Annotated in this window: 20 protein-coding genes and 1 pseudogene; 3 read left to right on the forward strand and 18 right to left on the reverse strand. The window is 62.8% G+C overall.

The annotated features are described in order from the left end of the window. From IEX97_RS08575 to IEX97_RS08590, 4 genes and pseudogenes are all read right to left on the reverse strand, one after another. Nucleotides 1-1,118 (reverse strand): hypothetical protein (locus tag IEX97_RS08575; RefSeq protein ID WP_188882386.1); only part of this gene is annotated, 1,118 nt, incomplete at its 3' end. Between the two features lie 311 nt (nt 1,119-1,429). After that, nucleotides 1,430-1,846, reverse strand: a complete 417-nt coding sequence (locus tag IEX97_RS08580; protein ID WP_188882387.1) for a hypothetical protein — start codon at nt 1,844-1,846, stop codon at nt 1,430-1,432. Nucleotides 1,847-1,921: 75 nt separating this feature from the next. Further along, nucleotides 1,922-3,238, reverse strand: coding sequence for an AAA family ATPase (locus IEX97_RS08585; RefSeq protein ID WP_188882388.1), 1,317 nt, complete (start codon nt 3,236-3,238; stop codon nt 1,922-1,924). A 168-nt stretch (nt 3,239-3,406) separates the two neighbouring features. Next, nucleotides 3,407-4,396, reverse strand: a pseudogene (locus IEX97_RS08590) (IS256 family transposase); the annotation flags it as partial. A 201-nt stretch (nt 4,397-4,597) separates the two neighbouring features. Between IEX97_RS08590 and IEX97_RS08595 the strand changes: the two are divergent. Then, entirely contained in the window at nt 4,598-5,665 is a 1,068-nt protein-coding gene (locus IEX97_RS08595) for a LacI family DNA-binding transcriptional regulator (RefSeq protein ID WP_188882389.1), read from the forward strand. Between the two features lie 177 nt (nt 5,666-5,842). Here IEX97_RS08595 and IEX97_RS08600 read toward each other — a convergent pair whose 3' ends face one another. The 12 genes from IEX97_RS08600 to IEX97_RS08655 form a co-directional block, all read right to left on the reverse strand. Next, entirely contained in the window at nt 5,843-6,301 is a 459-nt protein-coding gene (locus IEX97_RS08600; RefSeq protein ID WP_229776690.1) for an RpiB/LacA/LacB family sugar-phosphate isomerase, read from the reverse strand. Between the two features lie 96 nt (nt 6,302-6,397). Continuing rightward, nucleotides 6,398-7,891 (reverse strand): aldehyde dehydrogenase family protein, encoded by a 1,494-nt coding sequence (locus tag IEX97_RS08605; RefSeq protein WP_188882392.1) that lies wholly within the window; start codon nt 7,889-7,891, stop codon nt 6,398-6,400. Further along, nucleotides 7,888-9,063 carry an iron-containing alcohol dehydrogenase gene (locus tag IEX97_RS08610; protein ID WP_188882394.1) on the reverse strand — a complete coding sequence of 392 codons (1,176 nt, stop codon included), beginning with the start codon at nt 9,061-9,063 and terminating at the stop codon, nt 7,888-7,890. Before IEX97_RS08610 ends, IEX97_RS08605 begins: the two co-directional genes overlap by 4 nt. A 3-nt stretch (nt 9,064-9,066) precedes the next feature. Next, nucleotides 9,067-10,146, reverse strand: coding sequence for an Ldh family oxidoreductase (locus tag IEX97_RS08615; RefSeq protein WP_188882395.1), 1,080 nt, complete (start codon nt 10,144-10,146; stop codon nt 9,067-9,069). Beyond that, entirely contained in the window at nt 10,124-10,816 is a 693-nt protein-coding gene (locus IEX97_RS08620; RefSeq protein WP_188882396.1) for an RraA family protein, read from the reverse strand. Before IEX97_RS08620 ends, IEX97_RS08615 begins: the two co-directional genes overlap by 23 nt. A gap of 99 nt (nt 10,817-10,915) precedes the next feature. Continuing rightward, nucleotides 10,916-11,770, reverse strand: a complete 855-nt coding sequence (locus tag IEX97_RS08625; RefSeq protein WP_188882397.1) for an NAD(P)-dependent oxidoreductase — start codon at nt 11,768-11,770, stop codon at nt 10,916-10,918. Between the two features lie 38 nt (nt 11,771-11,808). Further along, nucleotides 11,809-12,513: an RraA family protein gene (locus tag IEX97_RS08630; RefSeq protein WP_229776680.1), complete on the reverse strand. Its 705-nt coding sequence runs from the start codon at nt 12,511-12,513 to the stop codon at nt 11,809-11,811. Between the two features lie 149 nt (nt 12,514-12,662). Next, entirely contained in the window at nt 12,663-13,502 is an 840-nt protein-coding gene (locus IEX97_RS08635; protein ID WP_188882398.1) for a carbohydrate ABC transporter permease, read from the reverse strand. 9 nt (nt 13,503-13,511) lie between these two features. Further along, nucleotides 13,512-14,402 (reverse strand): carbohydrate ABC transporter permease, encoded by an 891-nt coding sequence (locus tag IEX97_RS08640; RefSeq protein WP_188882399.1) that lies wholly within the window; start codon nt 14,400-14,402, stop codon nt 13,512-13,514. 150 nt (nt 14,403-14,552) lie between these two features. Then, a complete protein-coding gene (locus IEX97_RS08645; protein ID WP_188882401.1) occupies nt 14,553-15,875 on the reverse strand; it encodes an ABC transporter substrate-binding protein in 1,323 nt (440 codons plus the stop codon). A 350-nt stretch (nt 15,876-16,225) separates the two neighbouring features. Next, nucleotides 16,226-16,513 (reverse strand): class I SAM-dependent methyltransferase, encoded by a 288-nt coding sequence (locus IEX97_RS08650; RefSeq protein ID WP_373289426.1) that lies wholly within the window; start codon nt 16,511-16,513, stop codon nt 16,226-16,228. 94 nt (nt 16,514-16,607) lie between these two features. Then, nucleotides 16,608-17,372 carry an SDR family oxidoreductase gene (locus tag IEX97_RS08655; RefSeq protein ID WP_188882403.1) on the reverse strand — a complete coding sequence of 255 codons (765 nt, stop codon included), beginning with the start codon at nt 17,370-17,372 and terminating at the stop codon, nt 16,608-16,610. Between the two features lie 202 nt (nt 17,373-17,574). Here IEX97_RS08655 and IEX97_RS08660 point away from each other — a divergent pair, with 202 nt between their 5' ends. Continuing rightward, nucleotides 17,575-17,835 (forward strand): hypothetical protein, encoded by a 261-nt coding sequence (locus IEX97_RS08660; RefSeq protein ID WP_188882404.1) that lies wholly within the window; start codon nt 17,575-17,577, stop codon nt 17,833-17,835. Then, nucleotides 17,825-18,232 carry a retropepsin-like aspartic protease gene (locus IEX97_RS08665; protein ID WP_188882406.1) on the forward strand — a complete coding sequence of 136 codons (408 nt, stop codon included), beginning with the start codon at nt 17,825-17,827 and terminating at the stop codon, nt 18,230-18,232. The genes IEX97_RS08660 and IEX97_RS08665 overlap by 11 nt, the downstream gene beginning before the upstream one ends. Nucleotides 18,233-18,345: 113 nt before the next feature. Here the strand turns inward: IEX97_RS08665 and IEX97_RS08670 are convergent, their stop codons facing one another. Next, entirely contained in the window at nt 18,346-18,597 is a 252-nt protein-coding gene (locus IEX97_RS08670; protein ID WP_188882408.1) for a beta propeller repeat protein, read from the reverse strand. Between the two features lie 130 nt (nt 18,598-18,727). Then, entirely contained in the window at nt 18,728-21,580 is a 2,853-nt protein-coding gene (locus tag IEX97_RS08675) for a glycoside hydrolase family 2 protein (RefSeq protein ID WP_229776682.1), read from the reverse strand. Between the last annotated feature and the right edge of the window lie 3 nt (nt 21,581-21,583).

The raw sequence follows: 21,583 nt of genomic DNA on the forward strand, positions 1-21,583 counted from the left end.
CCTGCGCCGGCGGCCCCGCCGCCCTGGGCGGTGCCGCTCCCGCCCGAGGCGCCACCCGCGCCGCCGCTTGCGCTACCTGCGCTCCCTCCGCTGGCGCCGCCTTGGCCCGATGCGCTCTGCCCACCGCCGCCCTGTCCGCTTCCTTGGGGATTTTGACCGCCTTTCGGCGCCGGCTTCACCCAAGCGTTGAACAGCACCGCATTGCTGAAGGTGGTGATGGGCACCGTCACGCTGTCCGTCTCGTCGGAAGGCAGCGGGATCTGCAGGGTCTGCTGGTTCGGTGCGCTGAAGCGGATGTCCGTCGTATATTCGTGCACCGTGCCAGCCGGGTCCTTCCAGGTGACGGTCGCCTTCACCGACTCCGGCGTCTCGTCGTTCACCCCGAAGAAGGCGGATCCGTTTTCATCGGTGTACGTCGTCACCTGGTACTGCCCGCCGTAATTGGCGAGGAAACCGTTGCCCGAGATGTGCACCTGGATGGCCTGGTGCGGCACCCACTGATTACCATCCAACACCTGCACCACCAACACGCCCGGAGCGCCGAGATTGGACGGGTTTGCCTGCGTCCCCGCCGTGTTGTCATTCAAATTCCCGGCCACCCCGTCCATCGCATCCACCGCCAACTGGTAGCGGTGCGTCACCGGCACAGCGGTGAAGTTGAAGCCGCCGCCCGGCAGCTTCTCCGCCTTCACCTTGGGCGCGAGCACCGACCACGGCAAATACGCCTGCCCTTTGTACACCACCCCCTGTACGTACCGGCCCGGCAAGGAGAACCGTCCGTCACCGAGGTAGGCGTACGGCGTGCCGAACGCCTTGAGCGCCGTCCACAACACGTAGGTCTCATCCCCCACCGCGATGGCCGGCCACGGCTTCCCGGCGACCTGCGCGATCACGCTCCCCGCCGGTGCCTTGCGCAGCGCCGCCTGCTGCTTTGCTGTCCGCGCCGCCGCTGCCACCAGCTTCCCTGCCGCCAAGCGCACCGTCACCGCGTGCCGCACACTTGCGCGCGGCGTGTGCACCGTCGCACTGCGGGCTGCGGCCCCTGCCGTATGCGCGCTGGCAACACCCGTGCCCGTTGTCCCTGAACTCGCCCAGACCACACCCGGTCCTGCGCTCAAGGCGCACCATGCGCCCCACGCCATCATTGAAACGATTGCGTGCCTCATCCGCTTCAATCCACATACCTGCCTTCGTTCGTAGGTGAAATAGGTTCAAGACTGCAGGATGTGCGACACAGCCGAGAGACAGCGCCTGCCATCATGCACGGCGCCATCTATCACGCGCATAAATCCCCCGGCACAACCCTGCCCATGCTAGGAATCGCTTTGATTGTACTACGAGGAACGAGAAGAAGCGATGAGGGAGGGTATGGGTGTGTGTACGATGATGTCACAAGGACGTCCAATGCATGGTGTGTCCAAGAAAAACGCTACAAATCCACGATATAACCTGATAAGTGCGTATCGAGACTCCATATTTTAACTGTAAGGTTAGACATGGTCGTCTGCATACGCTCCACATACCGCGCGAACTCACGGACAATGGACAAATCGCCGATTCCAATACCTTGAACAGCATAGTCCGGGAAACTGGATGCGTAAAATTCAAGATCCTCTTTGTCCATCATTAGCCTATCCAATATCCAAGGGAACTCGTCTCTGGCAATCATTCTCAATAACTTAGCAAACGATTCAGCAGCCTTTCGACGCTCGGAACCATTCGCAAGATGCGCGATATGGTTCCCCGTTTCGATGATAGAGGAAATAGGTAAGATGAACTTGTCCCCTTGGCATTCCTCCAACTCCTGCAGTACACGTTCCCGAATCCTGATTTCGCCCTGGAACATCCAACAGATTGAGTACGATGGATGTGTCCACAAAACGAACCGTGCGTTTCTTGATAGTATGTGGTTTTTTGGTTCTCATAGCGACTTCAACCACTCCAAAGCATCACGGTGAGTCTGTGGGACTTGTCCGCGCACAGCACGCGCAATCTGCCCTGACTCCATCGCGTCTCCGATGCGTTCATGACTGGCAATTCGCAGGTACTCGTCCAAGTCGACAAGAGAGACGAAACGGCTGTCACCTTTCTCCGGATGCCGGTAGCACACCACGACCCCTGCTGCTTCCCGGCCTTGAATGGCATTCAACAAGGCAGGATTATGCGTGGTGACCAGAAGGTGTATGTTCCGCTGCGAGGATAACTCCATGAGCAAGGACAGAATGGTACGCGCCTTGCTGGGATGTAACCCATTATCGACTTCCTCGATGACAACCAAAGAATCCTCCTCTTCAGATAGCAGTGCAGCCATGACCGCAAGTGTGCGGAGGGTTCCATCCGACAATCCTCTCGCATCGATCCAATACGTCTGTTCCCCTGATTTTTCTAAAACTGTAAGCATCACATCCCCAAGAGGCGTGTCCACGAAGTCCAAATCTAAAATCTCTTGATCCGGGAGTTGCCGCAGATAACGGAGGATGACCTCTTTGATGGCCGGTTCGTCCTGCACAATTTTTGCTAACACAGCAGAAAGATTGCTCGCTGACGGCACAAGTTCCACACTGGTACGCGGAACATAGTCCCGCATGTCGTGAGGTATCGGATCGAGAAACAAAACCTTTTGGAGTTGCCGTGCGACGACATGCGACATATTGAGAATATGCTTCTCAGCCGCAGTCCTCTTTGGCAGTCGAGATTCCATTTGACTGAGCACAGATTGGAACTTTAAACACGTAAACTGCGGATTGGCCCCTCGCTTGAGATTGTTGTACTCGACCGAAATGTCCCCGCTCGTCTGGCGGCTTGGTACTGTCTGAAAGAGCATGCGCTTTCGCCTCAACTCACCGTGGCGGGTGGGCACCATTTCATGCAGGGATTCGGATTCAACATAAATACGGTCCCTGACCGCAATCGAAAGCTCATAGTCCAAGTACATGCGGGTGCCCCCGCGTTTGTCTTCATCTACAGGTCCAATCACCGCACCAAGCGTGAACGTGTCCCCTCCATGACGAGGGCATGCCTTGCTGCCACCTCGTACCCCCGTGGACAATTTTGACCGGTGTCCGTCGAGTACGAAAGCTAAGTCCAGACCTGTCGCGCTGTCGGACAGGATACGCAACCCGTCGAGTGCATTGCTCTTTCCGCTGGCGTTAGATCCAATAAGAATCGTCAATGGTTGCAAATCCATCGAGGCGTCCACAAAACTTTTGAATTGACAGAAACGAAGTCGTTCAATCACGCTTCGGATCACCTCCGCATCCAGTGGATATATTGTACCATGCCCTGAAGGCTTACATCCGCACGCTTAACTTCCGTTGCTCACCATCGGCTCCCAGTACTACCCATCCCCTGGTAGTGTCCTGTAAAATGGTGTAATTTCACCGTTTGTGTCTAGTTTGTGACGTCGCTGCCGCCAATGCTCGCCTGGCAGTGCCATGAACGCCAGCACGTCGTCCTCGGCCGCCTGCAGGATCTCCATGGCCTTCGGGAACTTGTCCTGGAGCTGTTTGACTACGCTACGCAACTGTGCTCTGGCAGCCTCCTGCGTGGGCTGTGCGAAGATGGTCCGGATGATCGCTGCGACCATGGACTGCTGCTTCTTCGGCACCTGGCTGAGCACGTTCCGGATGGTGTGCACCTTGCACCGCTGCCACGTAGCTCCAGTGAGCACCTCCGAAATCGCCTGCCTCAGGCCCAGATGAGCGTCGCTGACAACCAGCCTGACGCCTCGCAGCCCTCGCTGCTTCAGGTCACGTAGGAACTCGGTCCAAAAGGCACCGTCCTCACTCGTTCCGATATCGAACCCCAAGACCTCACGCTCTCCCGTGTCTGTCACGCCTATGGCCACCACGAACGCCATGCTCTGTACACGCCCGCCCTTCCGTACCTTCGGGAACGTAGCGTCCAGCCAGATGTATGGGTATTCCCGCTCCAACGGCCGTTCCTTGAATTGTCGGACAACCTCATCCAGCTCTTTGCACAGGCGGGAGACCTCGCTCTTGCTGATACCGTCCAGCCCCAGAGCACGGACCAGCTCATCCACTTTACGGGTGCTGACACCATGCACGTACGCTTCCTGAACCACCGCCGCCAGGGCTTGCTCGGAGCGGCGCCGAGGCTCAAGGATCGAGGGGAAGAAGCTGCCTTTGCGGAGTTTGGGGATATTCAGTTCGATGGTACCCAGTCGAGTATCCCATTCCCGCTTCCGATAGCCGTTGCGCTGTGTAACGCGCTCCTCACTGCGCTCGTAATGCTCCGCCCCGATTTTCTGCGTTGCCTCAGCGTCGATGAGAGATTGGGCGAAAATCCGCATCAGTTCCCGTAGTACGTCGATATTTTCCACACCTTGGAGGTTGCGAATCCACTCGAGAACTGCGAAGCTGTTGATAGAAGCCATCGTTGCGTTCCTCCTACTAGTTTGTTTCGCCACTCTCTAGTAGACACGCACGGTGGCTTCGTCATCAAATGTGGACGACGGATTTCACACCACTACTTGAGACTTTAACCATCCCCTTGACTCCCCCGCACACCCCTGTCGTAAACTGATTGCAAGCGGTTTATCGTTTTCCTATGCCACATTCCATGGAGTGAACGAATCATGAAACAACGAGTGACCATCGCCGACGTGGCCAAAAAGGCAGGTGTCTCCGCAACCACCGTCTCGCGCATCCTGAACGGCAACTACAGCCAGACGTCCGCCGAGACGACGGCGCGGGTGCTCGAAGCCATTCGCGAGCTCGACTACCGCCCCAACGCCCTGGCCAAGGGCCTCAAACAAATGAAAACCCAGGTGATTGGCGTCATCTTGTCCAATCTGCAGAATCCGTTTTGGCTGCGCGTGCTCAAGGGAATTGAGGACACGTGCCGCAAGGCGGGCTACCAGCTGATGATCTGCAACTCCTGTGACGATCCCGCCATCGAGGCGGAGCACATCAAGAATCTGCAGACGCGCAACGTGGACGGGATCATCGTCAACCCGACGCCGGGCAACCGGGATCTGTTTGAACAGTTGCTGGCCACCGGCTACCCGTGCGTGTTTGTCAACCGGCACCTGCCCAACCTTGCCATGCCGGGCGTCGTCATGAACAACATCCGCGGCGCCTCGTTGGCAGTGGAACATCTGCTGGAAGGGGGGAGGCAGCGGATTGCCATCATCGCGTACCAAGGAGAGATCACGACGTGGACAGAGCGTGTGGAGGGGTACAAAACCACGCTGCTTGCGCACGGCAAGCGTGAGCAGGATCTGCTCATCGAACTGGTGCCGAACCGGCCGGGCGCAGCCAGGAGTGCGGCCATCCGCTTGCTGAAGCGAAACCCGCGCCCGGATGCTCTGCTGTCGACGACGAACCTGATGACGCTCGAGATCCTCGACGCCATCCAAAGCCTTGGCCTGCGCATCCCCGAGGACGTGGCGCTCGTGGGCTACGACGAGACCATGTGGTGCAAATACCTCAACCCGCCGCTGACGACAGTGCGGCAGCCTGCATATGAGATGGGCGAGATCGCCGCGAAACGGATCATCCAACTGTGCAAGGGGACGCGGCGGACAAAGTTGGACGTTACCGTGCTTGAACCGGAGCTCGTCGTCCGGGAGTCAAGCCGTCCCGCGAGCGCCACGCCGGACGTTGGAGCCACCATCGCGGCTGGGACCGGGACATCCGGTTGACGGCGGCGCCGCGCGCCGGGCGCCGCAGAATTCGACGCCCACGCGATGATTCCGCAGCCCTGCTTTGTACCGCCGCACCGTTTCAGTCCTTCGGCGAGCAAGCACCGGATCTCCAATGATGATTCCGCAGCCCTGTTTCGTACCGCCGCACCGCGCACGCCCGTCCATTCTCGCTCGTCACGTCGCGCGTTCGCCGGCCAGCCTGCGTTCCAATGCTGCGAGTTTGGCCACGCGGCGAACGAACTCCGGTTCAGCCCGAAAGCGCGCTTGCAGAAACGCCCGGATGAGGTCGGCCGCCAGCCAGGGCCCGACGATCTGCGCCCCGAGGCACATCACGTTCACATCATCGTGCTCCACGCACTGGTGCGCCGAATGGACGTCGTGGCACACCGCCGCCCGGATGCCCGGGACCTTGTTTGCCGCGATGGCCGCGCCCACGCCTGTGCCGCACACCAACAATCCACGTTCGGCACGCCCGGACAGCACCTCTTTGCAGACAGCCTGCGCGATGTCCGGGAAGTCCACCGGCTCTGGCGCAGCAGTCCCGCAGTCGATCACTTCGCAACCGAGTTGGGCCAATACATCCATGACATACTGGCGCATCGGGTATCCAGCGTGATCGTTACCGAAAGCCACCCGCAAGGCAATCCCTCCCCGAACTCACAGAACCGTAAAATCCAGCGCGCGCCCGGCCCCGCCGGCAACCCCGGCGCCGGGTCGACCCCGTCCCGCTCACCGTACATACACCACTTTGAGGTCTGTGTAAAAATCCCGGCTCGTGGCCCCGACCGAGTACGCGCCGTACCCCGACTGCTTGACGCCGCCAAACGGGATGTGCGCCTGGCTGGCGGTGCCGTGGTTGATATGCACCATGCCGGTTTTGAGGCGCCGCCCCACCGCGAGCGCCAGCGCCAAGTCGTCCGCAAAGACGCTCGCCGCGAGGCCATACGGGGTATCGTTCGCCACCGCGACCGCCTCCTCGACATCGGCCACCGTCAACACGCTGAGCACCGGACCGAAGATCTCCTCGCGGGCGATGCGCATCGTTGGCGTCACGCCGGCGAACACCGTCGGCTCCAGGTAGTGGCCGCGATCGTACACCCCGCCGGTGAGCACGCGCCCGCCGGTCACCAGGCGCGCCCCGTCGGCGATGCCTTGCTCCACGTACGCCAGCACCGACTGCAGGTGGGAAGCGCTCACCAGCGGCCCCATGGTCGCCCCCTCGTCCCACGCCGGCCCCACCCGAATGCGCGCCACGTGGTGGAGCAGCCGCTCCATGAACGCCTCCGCCTGCGCGCGAAGGACGATGACCCGGCTGATGGCGGTGCAGCGCTGCCCGCCGCACGTGAACCCGGCCGCCGCCACCTCGCGGGCCGCCGCGTCGAGATGGCTGTAGCCCAGGATAAGCGCCGGGTTCTTGCCGCCGAGTTCCATCTGCGTGCGCACCAGGCGGCCCGACGCCAGCGCCTGCACCCTGAGCCCCACCTCGGTCGATCCGGTGAACGTCACGGCATCGACCCCCGGATGGTTGACCAGTGCGTCCCCCATCCGGCTGCCGCGTCCGGTGACGAGATTGACCACGCCGGGCGGCGCGCCCGCCTCCCGGATGAGCTCCATCAGGCGGACCGCGGTCCACGGGGTCTGGGAGGCCGGCTTCAACACCACCGTGCAGCCGTACGCGAGCGCCGGGGCAATCTTGCGCACCGGCGTGACGAGCGGGAAGTTCCAAGGCGAGATGGCGGCGACCACGCCCACCGGTTCGCGGACGACCGATACGGCGCCGCCCGGCATATCGCTCGGCCACACCTCACCGGTCAGGCGCGCCGCCTCCCCTGCCATAAAGCGCAGCTCACTCGCCGCACGGGTCACTTCGCCGCGGGCCTCACCCAACACCTTACCTTGCTCCGCGGAGAGGGTGTACGCCAGCTCGTCCCGGTGTGCTTCCAGGAGCTCCGCCAACCGCAGCAATACCCTGGCCCGCTCGGTCCACGGCGCGCTCGCCCAGCCCGGCAGCGCCTCGCGCGCGGCCCGCACCGCCGCATCGACGTCCCGCTCGTCCGAATCCTGGACATACGCCACCACCTGGTCCTTTTCCGCCGGGTTGTGCACCGCGAACAACCGGCCGCTCGCCGCCGGCACCCACTGCCCGCCGATGAAATTCAAACACGTCTCACCGGCGCGCGCCGCCAGCCATGCCTGCATGCCGTTCCCCTGTGCCTGGTTCATCGCGCTTCCCTCCGCATCGCCGCCCGGCAGATGGCCTTCAGGTCTTCCTGCGTCGCCTGACGCGGGTTGACCGGCACGTTTCCCGATTCCATGGCCTCCGCGGCCACCGCGTCCAGGTGCTCTTCCGCCACCCCGAAGTCGGTCAGCGTCTGCTGGATGCCGATGTCTTCCTTCAAACGGCGCACCGCCCACACGGCCCGTTCCGCGGCGTCCCGCAGCGCCAGCCCTTCCACCCGCTCGCCGAGCAGCCAAGCCACGGTGCGGAACTTCTCCAGGTTCGCGACCAGGTTGAACGCCATGACCTCCGGTAAGAGGATGGCGTTCACCAATCCGTGCGGGATGCCAAAGCGCGCCCCGAGCGGCAGCGCCAGCGCGTGCGCGAGGCCAAGGCGGGTGGGGTTGAACGCCATGGCAGCGATGAGGCTCGCGAGCAACATGTCGTGCCGCGCCCGCAGGTCCCGTCCGCGCACCACCGCCACGCGCAGGCTCTCGTGGATGAACCGCATCGCCTGCATCGCGAGCGCTTCCGAAATCGGCTGTGTGGCCGTGTTCACGAACGACTCCACCGCGTGCGTCAGCGCGTCCATTCCCGTCGCCGCCGTGATGTGCGGCGGCAGCGTCAAGGTGAGTTCCGGATCGCAAAGGGCGAGCGCCGGGCAGTTGAAGCGGCTGCCCACGCTCAGCTTCACCTGCTGCCGCTTGTCGCGCAGCACCGACCAAATCGTGACCTCGCTGCCCGTCCCGGCGGTGGTCGGGATGGCAATCACCGGCGCGCCCGGCCCCGGCACCTTGTTGATGCCGACGTAGTCGCGGATGTCACCCGGGTTTTTCATCATCAGGCCAATCGCCTTCGCCGTGTCGAGCGAACTGCCGCCGCCGACGCCCACGACGAGATCGCACCCTTCCGCTTTCGCCGTCATGGTGCCCGAGGCAATGGCGTCGATGTCAGGGTCCGGTTCGACGTCCGTAAACATCACGAACGGGAGGGCGGCCTCCCTCAGCGTGGCGCAGACCCGTTCCGCCACGCCCGCCTGCACCACACCCGGGTCGCAGACGACGAGCACCCTGCGTCCGCCGAGGCCCCGGACGTAGTCCGGCAGGCCCGCGATCGCGCCGTTGCCAAATTCGACCGCCGTCGGCAGTTCATAACGGAACACACGGTTCAGCTGCATCGGTCAAGCCTCCCGCTTCATGCTGGTCCATTCGGCATCATCCAACCGCACGCCATAACGCTTCCCCACGTCTGCCAGTTCCTTGGCGACCGCATCCGGCAGCTCAATCCCCTGCTGCCGCCTCAGACGTGCCGTCCGCGCCTCGAGCTCCCCCGGCACGAGGATCTCGTCCACGCCGGGAGCCGTCGGCTCGCTCTTCAAATCGCGGATGTAGCGGTCCATGCGCGCCTTGAACACCTCGACCGGCATGAACCGCGCGATGTCGATCGCGATGAAGAGATGGCCCACGTTCTGAGGTTGTTGCCAGTTTTCGTACATGTTGTGCACGTACTTGCCGAACCCCGCTCCCGTCAGGACGCCCGCGAGAATGTCGATGAACATGGCAATCCCGTAACCCTTGGCACCGCCGAGCGGCAGCACCGCACCGGCGAGCGCGGCGTGAGGATCCGTCGTCGGCCGGCCGTCCTTGTCGACCGCCCAACCGAGCGGGATGGGCTCGCCGCGCTGCGCCGCGACGATGATCTTCCCGCGCGAGACGACGCTCGTCGCCATGTCGAGCAGAAACGGCACCTCGTTCCCCGCCGGCGCGGCCACGCACAAGGGGTTCGTGCCGAGAAACGGCCGCGCCCCGCCGTAGGGCGGCATCGTCTGCGAGGCGTTGGACATCGCGAGGAAGACGAGGTCCTGCGCGATGGCGCGCTCCGCATAATAGGCGCAGGTGCCGAAGTGGTTGGAGTGCTTCACGCCCACCACCGCGCAGCCGTGCCGCTTCGCCGTCGCCACGGCCGCTTCGAGCGCGCGCATCCCCACCACGGCGCCGTACGCGTTCTTACCGTCGACACGGACCACCGGGCCGTCAAACTCCACATCCAGCTTCACGCCTGTTGCCACCATGCCTTGTTCCAGGCGGCGGACATAGATGGGGAAGCGCGCCACGCCGTGCGAGTCCACACCGCGCAGGTCCGCGTAGACGAGCGACTCTGCGACCACCTCGGCCTCCGCGGGCGGTGCACCGGCGCGCTGCAGCACCTGTGCACAGAAGTCCTGCAACCGTTCCCAGTCAAACCTGCGCCCGCGTGACATCCGGCATCCACCCCATTTCCTGGATCGTCCTGTCGACCCAGCTCCGGTCCACCGTCCCGTCGGCGATGGCACGCAGCGTCGCCGCCTCATGCTCCATCTGCTGCCGGGCGAGATGCAGCACCCGCTCCGCCAAGTCGAGCGGCACCACCACCACGCCGTCCGCATCGCCCAGCACGATGTCCCCCGGCGCGACGACCACGCCCCCGACCGCCACCGGCACGTTGATCTCGCCCGGCCCGGTCTTGTACGGCCCGCGGTGGGTCACCCCGCGCGCATACACCGGGAACGCCTCCTGCGCAAACGCTTCCGCGTCCCGGATGGCGCCGTCGACGACGAATCCCGCCAAACCTCGCCATTGCGCCAGGCGCAACATGATCTCGCCGACCACCGCCTGCGTCACGTCTCCTCCCGCGTCGACGACCAGCACATCGCCCGGCTGCGCCATGTCGAGCGCCTTGTGGACGAACAGGTTGTCCCCCGGCCTGGTCTTTACCGTGAAGGCGGACCCCACCAGCTTGCCCGCTTTGTGGTACGGGCGGATGGCCCCGGACACCGCGTACAACCGGTGCAGGTTGTCGCTGACGCACGCCGCGGGGATTTCGCGAAACGCCTCCAGGATGGATTGCGGCGGCCGCCTCTCAGGTTGAAGCACGCGCAGTCCGATCTTCACGCCATCGCCCCCCTATGTTTCGCTCCGCCGCCGCAGCCGGTTGCCCGGACAGGGCCAGGCAGGCGAGACCGCACACCCCGCCGCGTGCCGCTGCGGGCGCTAGTCCCCGAGCACCAGCCTTCCGACAGCGGAAAAGTCGAGATCGCCCGCATCCCGGGCCGCCAGCTCGTACCATTGCAGCGCCAGGGTGGCCAGGGGCAGGGGAAGGCCCCGGCCCTCGTCCACCGCAATCTGCAAGTCTTTCTTCATCAGCCGCAGGCGGAAACCCGGTTTGGCCGCCCGCTTCAGGATGTCCTGTGCCTTGTGATCGAAGATCCACGATTGCCCCGAGCTCGCCGCGATGACCCGCTGCAACACCGCCAGGTCCATCCCGCAGCGCTGCGCCAAGCTGAGCGCCTCGGCGGCGGCCAGCATGTGGATACCGGCCAGCATCTGATTGATGGCTTTCACCGCCTTGCCGGATCCGATGCCGCCGACGTGATGGATCTGGGCCGCAACGCAGTCGAGGACAGGCCGCACCCGCGCCAAGACCGCCGGATCGCCTCCCGCCATGACGGTGAGGGTGCCGCCTGCCGCACCGGCGGTCCCGCCGCTCACCGGCGCGTCGAGCACGGCCACACCCTGTTGCGCCAGCGCGGCCGCGATCCGTTTCATCACCGACGGCGATCCGCTCGTCATCTCGACGAGCACCGCCCCTGGCGCAAACGCCTGCCGCACCTTCGTATCGCCCCATACGGCTTCCATTTCCGCATCGGCGGGAAGGATGCTGCACACCACCTCCGCCCGGGCCACGACGTCCGCCACGTTGTCGCACACGGTGGCACCTGCCCGCGCCAGCTCTTCCAGCGGCGACCGGTTCCGGTGGGCGGTGATGAACAGCTCGTGACCCGCCTGCAGCACCCGCCGGGCCATCGGCAGGCCCATTGCACCCAAGCCCAACCACCCGACGCGCATGCATCCTCCCCCTCTCGGCACCACTTGAAGACAAACCGTCATTTCACCGTGTCGTCCAGCTCCCAGCCCAGTTGTTCGTACAGCCGCCGCCTGGCCGCCTTGTCTTTCTCCAGCTCCTGGCGCGCGTACTTCGCCACCTGAGGCGCAATCTTGCGCGGTACGACAATCACGCCGTCGCCGTCGGCCACCACCACGTCGCCCGGGTAGACCACGACGCCGCCGATGCTGACCGGGACGTCTTTGGCGTCGAAGCGGATGCGGCCCTGATCCATCTTCTGGCTGATGAACTTCGACCAGACCGGGATCTTCTGGATGATGATCTCGTCCGTATCGCGCACGCCGCCGTTGGTGATGTAGCCGCGCGCCCCTTTCGCGAACCCCGCCAACGTGTTGTTGGAGCCGAGGATGCCGACGTCGACGCCGCTCTGGTCAATCACGATGATGTCGCCCGGCTCGATGTCCGCCTGCCAAGGATCGTTGCAGACCTCGCGGTAGTACCACGCCACCCACTCCGTGTACTCCTCCGGGGACATCTGCGGCACGAACGTCTCGTACGGAATGTAGCGCGCCGTCCGCGCAATCCCCACCACCCGCGTCCGCCAGAGCGGACGGATTTCATAGTGCACAGAACCGTAGTGGTGCATCATATTCCAATCCATGCCGTCCCGGACGTCCGTCACCCGGAGGCCTTCAAACAGGTGCAGGAGTTCCTCCCGCTCGTCGCGCGACATCTTGTACGACACGCTGCCTCACTCCTTCAGCGTTCTTGTGTTGTATGAAGTCACGGGCGTGCATCGCGATCGCGGAGCACACCCGGTGCTTCCTTCGGCACACGGACATGGGTGCAAACCGTCTTGCGGCCTTCGCTTCCTGCGCCGGCTTGGCCTCATGGTCAACCTTTGAGTCCGCCCGCGACGATGCCTTCAATCAGGTAGCGCTGAAAGAACAGGAACACCGCGAACAACGGCACCAAGGACAGCGTGGACATCGCGAACAAGGCGCCCCAGGACGTCTGTCCCATGGTGTCGACGAACTGCCGCAAGGCCAGCGCCACCGTGTATAAGTGCAAGTTGCTGATGTAGAGCAGCTGGCTGAAGTAGTCGTTCCACGTCCAGATGAATGTGAAGATGGTGGTCGTGATGATGGCCGGCACCGACAGCGGCAGGATGAGATACCAGTAGATGCGAACGGGCCCGCAGCCGTCCGCCAACGCCGCCTCGTCCAGCTCCCGCGGGATGTTGCGCATGAACTGGACCATGAGGAAGATGAAAAACCCTTCCACGCCCAAGAACTTCGGCAGGACAAGCGGCCAATAGGTGTTCACCAGCTCGAGATGGTTGAACACGATGTACTGCGGGATGACCGTCACATGGAACGGCAACATCAAGGTCACCATCATGACGGCAAACCACACCCGCCGGAGTGCAAAATCGAGCCGGGCAAACGCGTAACCGGCCATCGAACAGGCAATCAGATTGCCGACGACGCACAGCGCCACGATGAAAAACGAATTGAGGAAGAACCTGCCGAACGTGACCCCGGACAGCCCCGCCCAGCCGTGGACGTAGTTTTGCAGCGTGGGTGCATTCGGGAACAACGAGACGTTGCGGAAGATCTCCGTGTCCTCGTTGAACGAACTGCTCACCATCCACAGAAGCGGGTAGAGCATCACGAAGCCGAGCACCACCAACACGGCGTGTTTCGCCAGTCGCACGGAATTCCGCTGCAGCATGGTGCCACCTCATTCGTTGTAGTACACCCACTTGCGCGATGTTGCGAACAACAAACCCGAAATCACCGCCACCACCGCCAACAGGAGCCAAGCCATCGCCGAGGCGTACCCCATTCGGAAGTTCACAAACCCCGCCTGATAAAGGTAGAGCGAGTAGAACAAGGTCGCATCGAGCGGCCCGCCCGTTCCGTTGCTCACCACGTAGGCCGGGGTGAACACCTGGAATGCGTGAATGATCTGCATGACCAGATTGAAGAAGAGGATGGGCGTCAACAGCGGAAGGGTGATGCGGAAAAACCGGGCCATCACGCCTGCGCCGTCGATGGTCGCCGCTTCATACAACTCCACCGGAATCTGCTTCAACCCCGCCAGGAAGATGACCATCGGCGCCCCGAACTGCCACGCGGCGAGCACGACGAGCGTGTAGAGCGCCGTCTGCGGCGAGGACACCCAGTTCATGCCCTGGATACCGAACAGCGCCAGGATGTGGTTGAAGACGCCGTCACCCCCGAACAACCGCTGCCACAGCAAGCCAATGGCGACGCTGCCGCCAAACAACGACGGCACGTAGAAGACGGCGCGGTAGACACCGAGCCCCCGCACGCCCCGGTTCAACAACAGCGCCACAGCCAAGGCGGTCAGCAGTTGCAGCGGCACGCTGACCGTCACGTAGGTGACGGTGACCCGGACGCTGTCCAGGAACTGGGGGTCGCTGAACATCCGGGTGTAGTTTTGCCATCCCACCCACTGCGGCCGGTTGAACATCTCATAATCCGTAAAGGAAAGATACAGGGATGAGAGCATCGGCACGGCCGTCAACCCCAGCAACCCCAACAGCCACGGGGCGAGAAACATGTACCCGATGGCGTGTTTCTTCCACGCGCCTGGCCGCGTATGCATGCGCCACCGCCTCACTTCCGGTTTCATGCCGTCCATCCGGATGCCGGTCTTCACGGCCCGGCTGGGCGGCGGGCCGAACCGATACGCAGCGGCCCGCCCAATCCGCCGGTCCGTCCGTGCTCAGACCAGCCCGTGCACAGGCCGCCCGCGTCACTTCCCGAGGATCTGTTCCGCCTGCTTCAGGAAGTCGTTGCAGGCCTGATCGATGGATTTCTGGCCGAACGCGATGGCCTGCGCGGTCTGCGTGAACAGGGTCGCCACCTCGCTGTAGCCCTTCGGCGGGTTCGGCGCGACACCGGCCAGTTTCAACCGGTTGTCGATGAACGCCACCTCCTGCTGCTGCGTGGGCGTCAACAAGGGCTTCACAATCTTGTCGATCTTCACCGATCCCGGCATGCCTTGCTCAATCTTGAAGATCTTGCCCGCATTCGGGTCGTTGATGAAGAAGTTGATGAACGTGGCGGCTTCCTTTGGGTGCTTGGAGGACTTGGGTACCGCCAGGTACGCACCTTCCACGAACGCGCCCGACTTGTTGCCAAGCATCGGCTCACCCACCAAGCCGAGCGTCTGGTTCGGCATGTCCGTCTGGTACAGATAGATCTGGTTGGCCGGAATGGCCGTGATCCCCACCTTGCCCTGGACGAACAGGCTCTGCTCCCGCGAGGCGGTGCTGTTTTGCGCCGCCGTCGCCGCGTCGGGGATGACGCCCTTCTTGCGCAGGTTGTCCCACATCGTGAACCAAGCCTTCAGGTCACTGAACGTGAAACCGAGCTTTCCGTCCTTCGTGAACAGGTTCTTCCCGCGCTGGCGGACGAAGTAGTTGAACACCGGCTGCATGGCACCGCTTTCATCGTCGGCACCCCAATGATCGTTGCCCATTCCGTGAGCTGTAAACGCTTGCTTGAGGGCCGTGGCTTCTTTGATGAAATCATCCCATGTCCAGTTCAACTTAGGCAGCGGGACGCCCATCTGCTGGAACAGCGTCTTGTTGTACACTTGCCCGGACATGGTGACACCCTGCGCAATCATGACCAGTTTCCCGTTGACCTTGCCGCTGTCCTGCACCGCTTTGGGAAAATCGTGCAAGTTGATGGTCCCGTCTTTCACGTACGGCGTCAAATCGAGCAGCTGGCCGCGCTTGGCGTAATCGGTCACATAGAATTGATGCATGCCAATCACGTCCGGCGCGTTGCCGCCCGCCATTTGCACGGACAACTTCGTCCAATAGTCCGACCAGCTGGTCGGCTCCGCGTTGACGATGATGTTCGGATACTTCTTCTCAAACGCTTGGATGACCCCGTTGTACACCTTGTTCCGGACAGGGTCTCCCCACCAGGTGAAGCGAATGGTCACCGTGGCCTTCTTCGCCGCACCGTGGCGCATCGCCGTCGCCGACGCCACCTGTGCGCCCGCCACCAATCCCAACATGGCCAGCGCGGAAACGGAAGCAACCGCAGCCTTCTTCTTCAACACGATTCACCCTCTCCCACATGAGAATGCTGGACAAGGAATCAGGAATCGAAAACGGATGCCTGCTCAAATTCGTCTGCCGTCCCGGTCGTCGGCATACCCCTGCGGTTTACCTGCGCCTGACCTCACCGCCTTTCCGAACCCCCGGTTCGCGCACTGTGTTTGCTGCCGGCAGGACCGATTCGCGCCGCGAGTGAACGCCCGCGCTTTTGCACCTCCGCCGCGCTCACGGAAGGAAATCGTTTTCCTTTAAGCTTTTCGGAATTCGGTACCCGCCGGTGATGAGCTTATATTACACCCGGTGTGCCCAGCCGGTCAATACGCCCATCGCAGAAGTTTGCGGAAAGTCGGAGCTATGGATTTTCCGCCGTGCCCGGATCGGTGTAATGGACCTCCTCGACGTGATTGCGGATCTCTTCCACATCGAACTTTGGCGCGAGCGCTGCGGGAATGGTCTCAGATCCCGGCATGCGTTCCGCTTGTTTCGGCAAGGGTACCATGCAGAGCAGCGGTTCGAACCATTCGGCGAAGAACGGGTTCTGGGCCGGAAAGTGGAGCGGGTGCAATGTGACAAACGTGCCGCCCGGCTTCAATACCCGTGCTATCTCCCGGACAGCCTCCTCTATTTCGGTGAGATGCATCACGGTGGTGCCAAACCACTGCGGATCGCCATCTCCACTTCTTCGGCCAGCGTCGCACGCGCCCACGGCCTGTGCAGATGGCCCCGCCTTCGCGTCAATACGCTGTCCAACCCGCGTCGGCCACGATAACCGCACCGTTGATGAAGCTTGCGTCGTCAGAGGCCAAAAACAGCGCCACCTTCGCAATCTCAATGGGTTGCCCCACGCGCGGGTTGGTGTTCATCCCGGACATCGCCCGTTCCACGCCCAAGTAGTTCGGGTCAAGGTTGGGGGCATCCGCCATGATATTGGTCTGTACGGCACCGGGCGCAATGGCGTTGCAGCGGATGCCGTACTTTGCGTACTGATAGCCCACATTCTTGGTGAGCCCGATGACGGCGTGCTTGGACGCGGTATACGCTGCCCCCGCCCTGGAACCACACAGCCCGCCGATGGACGCCGTGTTGATGATGACCCCGTGCCCTTGGCGAATCATGATGGGCAACGCCTTGCGAATCGCGCGCATCGGACCGGTCACATTGACCGCAAAGACACGCTCCCACAACTCATCCGTGACATCCGCCGCCGCAGTCATCCTGTCCATGATCCCGGCGTTGTTCACCAAGATATCGAGTGAACCAAAGGTGTTCACCGCCGCATCAATCATCTGTTGAATGTCGCTCTCCTTGGATACGTCGGTGACCACGCCCAGCGCCGTCCCGCCCGAGGCTTTGATTTCAGTGACCACTTGTTCCAAGGATTCATGCACGATATCCGCCAACACCACCTTGGCACCCTCTTGCGCGAACACCTTGGCCATTTCTTTCCCCATTCCAGAGGCGGCCCCCGTCACCACCGCGACCTTGCCGAGCAGTTTCATCTTCAACCATCCCCTTCTGTTTTCTGATGCGAAATGGACACACAATACAAAAAGGTATCTGAAACCAGGCTATTCTTTGTTCGTATGGTTTGTCAATGCGTTCTGGAATGCGAAAAGTAGGCCGTAACGACAGATGGCCCGGTGCGTCATTCAAAATGTGTGATAGAATGAGAGAAAGAGTGTCGAAATCGGAGGCCGGAACATGCTTTGGTCAGAAGTCAGAGAATTGTTTCCCAATCAGTATGTGCTCGTGAAAGAATTAAAATCCCATTATGTGGGTGAGCATACGCTCCACATCGAAGAAGTGGCGCTTGTACGGACCATTTCAGATCCCCATCAAGCATGGATAGAGCTATTCTCCGCTCCGGCAGGACACTTCGTGTATCATACCTCGCACCCTGAGATCGTGATTGAATTGAAGACCAAACCCATGGTACGGAGACGTTCGATACATGAAAATTGATTACCGGGACGGATTGCTTTTCACTTCTATTACGCTCGTCCATGGCGGACATCGCATCCTGATACCCGATGTTGTACTGGACACTGGAGCCGTCCACAGCCTCATTTCCATCGATGCAGTGGATGAATGGTTTCAACGATATGAACCGGATGATCAGCTTATCTTCATGCACGGCCTTGGCGGTTCGGAAGCAGCCGTGCGCCGACGAGTTGAATCGGTACAATTTGACACATTTTCAGCGCAACCGTTTGATATGGATTTTGCCAGTCTGCGAGAGCATCCGGGCATCAATGGCTTAATAGGACTGGACATTCTTATTCCAGGCCAGTTTGTGATTGACCTTAAACACTTTGAGGTCCATGCTCGTTACCGGGGGATTGGAGAACGGAGCCAATAATACGTATTCTTGCCCAAGTGCGCATCAAGGTCATATCCGCTTGCTGCGTGGTTAGGTCTTGATCGTAATTGACAACTCGTCCCACCCCTGCTCCTCGCCCGGCACAGCGCGCGTCATCCCGAGACCGTTACCCCGCGATCCGTCACGTCTTCCGCACCAAAACCGGTGCGCGCGCTCACAAACGACATGGGGCCGACGGGATATGGGACTGGCAACACCTGCCGAAAGGTCCGCCCGCCGTCCGTGGTGACCCACAGGGCGGAGGTCGTCCGGCCGGCCGCTTGCATCAACCCCGCGACAAAGCCGTGGCGAACATCGACAAAATCGACGCTGGTGAAACGGATGCCCGGTGGTGGATTGAGCACCCGCAAAGCCCTGGCGACGCCCGCCGGTGCCGTGTGATTTTCCGAATCAAAGCGCCTGCAACGTCTGCAGGCGCTTCCTGGCGACCATGACTGTGGCAGGGGATGCACGGTGAACCGTGCCCGAACCGATTCAATACCCCCACACCACGATGTCCATCGGATACCGGCCCGCGTTGCGGCCGTAGAGGGCGAGCCCGCCGCTCTGTCCTGCGCCGGCGTCGGCCGCCAGCCCGGCAGCCAACCCATCCGCCCGGCGACACCATGCTTCGCCGCCCGAGCGTGCGCCGGGCACGGCGAGCGTCAGCGTGAGGCCGCCTTTCTCCACAATCCGCGGCAACAGCCGGCTCGGGACGGTCACGCGCTGCAGGTATCCGTACGATCCCGCCTCCTCCAGCCGCCGGGTCTGCGGCTGGTAGTGCCACGACAACACGCCGCGCGCGTCGGCCGGGTCGTCCGGCAGGCAGGCGGCGGCCACGCGCTCCCCGTCCACATACACCTCGAGCCACGACGGGTGGCGCTGCTCGTCCGTCATGAAGTACGAGTTCGGGTTGCGGCCGGGATCGACCCTGTCGCCCTGCATGTAGTCATGCGCGGCCACGTCCACCGCGTCCCGCCGCTCGTCCTTGGGCAGCACCATCTTGGCGCTCGCCTCGAAGAAGATGTCGATCCCGTTCAGCTGACGGAGCGGCCCGATGCCGGGCAACGCCACCTCGTACGTCACGGCGCCGGCGTGCGCGAAATTCGCCTTGTGGCCGCCGAGTGCGCGCCAGGCGAGCGGGAAGCTCGCCTCCGTATACGCATGCGGCGCCACGCTCCACCAGCGGCCGGGGAGATCGTACTGCCCGCCGGGGACCCCGCTTTGCACGTCAAAGGTGGTGAAGTTGGCGGCGACGACCCGGCCGTCGGGCGTCTCCAGGCGCACCACGAGCACCGCCAGCGCGTCCTCCCCCGGCATCGCGGCCTCGATCTCGCCGAGCGGCGCGACGCCGTATCCGTCCCAGTGGACCATGCGCTCTCCCGCCGCGACAATCCGCCGCTGCCCGAAGTGGTCGTACCACACGTACCAACGCAGGCGCAGATCGTGACCGTGATGCGTGTCCGTGAAACTCGATTTCCACACCGGCACGCGCACCGTCTCTCCCGGCTTGACCGTGCGGCACGGCGGACCGTCGAGGACCAGGAAGTCGGGTTGGTGGAAGGTGCGCAGGGACAGAGACGGATCGAACCATGGGTACCCGAAGTCCTTGTCGGACCGGTCCAACCGGTAGTACCCGTTCCACTCGTTCACCACGTCGTGGAACTCCGTGAACACGAAGCCGCACAGCTTGTCGTGGCGGCGAAACTCGTTCAGCATGTAGTGATAGTGCCACGCGAGATCGCTGTCGCCCGCGCTGCCCTCGACGCCCCAGACGGCCCCGCACTCGCTGTTCATGAGCGGCGCGTCCGACTGCACGTAGCCTTCTGCGTAGTTCCAGTCCGATCCCGGATACGTCCGCTCGACCGCGTGCGCGACGTGATCGCGCACCGCTTCATACCCGTGGATGTAAAAGTGCCAGGTGTTCAGGTCCGACTCGACGTGATCGTAGTTGCACGCCGAGTTGTCCTCGACGAGGCGCGTCGGATCGAGTCGTTTCGCCCAGCGGTACACCTCGCGCACCCAGGCCTTCGTCTCCTCCGTGTAGACGCGCCGGCCGTCCACGTGGCTGAACAGGCCCCACGTCTCGTTGAACATCACCCAGGCGAAGATGCTCGGGTGATTGAAGTCGCGATGGATGACGGCTTCCGCCTCGCGCAGGTAGGCCGACCGCGCCGCTTCCGTTGGCTCGCCCCAGAAGCAGGGCATGTCGGCCATCACGAGGATGCCCAGCTTATCCGCCCAGTACAGCTTGCGCGGGTCCTCCGGCTTGATGTGGATGCGGACACAGTTGAGGCCGAGGCGCTTGAGACGCCAGATCTCGTCGCGCATCACCTCGTCGCTGGGGAAGGTGAAGAACCCCTCGGGGTGGAACGATTGATCGAGCGTCCCGTTGAGAAACACCGGCTTGCCGTTGAGGAGAAGCCAGCGGTACGGCCGGCCGTCCCACCGCTCGGCGCGGATCTCGCGAATGCCGAAATAGGTCCGGACCTCGTCGATCTCGCCCGCGCTGTCGGCTTCCCCCGCGCCGTCGGTTTCGTCCGCGCCGTCCGCCATGGTGCAGAGCCGGACGACGCCTTCATATAAGTAGGGGTCGTCCGGGGACCACAGCCGCGGCTCCTCAACGCGGAACGATGTGGCAAACGGCGCCTCCCCCGCTTCCGGCAACGCCAACTCCACCGCGTGCGCCACACCGCCGTCCGGGAACGAGAACGTAAGCCGCGCGCGCCCGCGCCGATGGACCCGGATGGTGCCCGACACGTCCACGGTGCCATCCAAGTGCGTCACGAAACGGACAGCCAGCAGGTGATTGGCCGGGCGGCCCTCGAGCCACACCGGCTGCCAGATGCCCCGGATCTCGCCGTAACCCTGTTTGCCGCGCGTCTGGTGCGGGAGATCGTAGTCCTCTACCCGGACGACAATGCGGTTGTCGCCGTCGCGCCGCCAGGCCGGGGTAATGTCGAGATCGAACGGGGCGTAACCGCCTTCGTGCGATCCGACATGCACGCCGTTCACCCACACATCGGCCCGGTAATCCACGGCGCCGAAGCGCAGGATGACGCGCCCGTCCCGGTGTTGGGGTTGCCACGCGACGTCGCGCGTGTACCAGCCCACGCCGCGGACATCCTCGCCAATCCCCGACAGGGGACTCGCCCAGGAGAAGGGCACGACGATGGTCCTCTCTCCCGGCGGGCCGTCCACCGGCCATGACTGGGCCAGGCCGACGTCTTCCGGGTCGAAGGCAAAGCGCCAAGCACCGTTGAGGTTGTGCCAATCGGCACGCGCGAAATCGGGGCGCGGGAATTCGGGGCGAACCTCCCACGTGGTGTCTTTCATGGTGACGATCAACGA

The organism is Paenalicyclobacillus cellulosilyticus (assembly GCF_014647315.1).
Classification (GTDB): Bacteria; Bacillota; Bacilli; order Alicyclobacillales; family Alicyclobacillaceae; genus Alicyclobacillus_J; species Alicyclobacillus_J cellulosilyticus.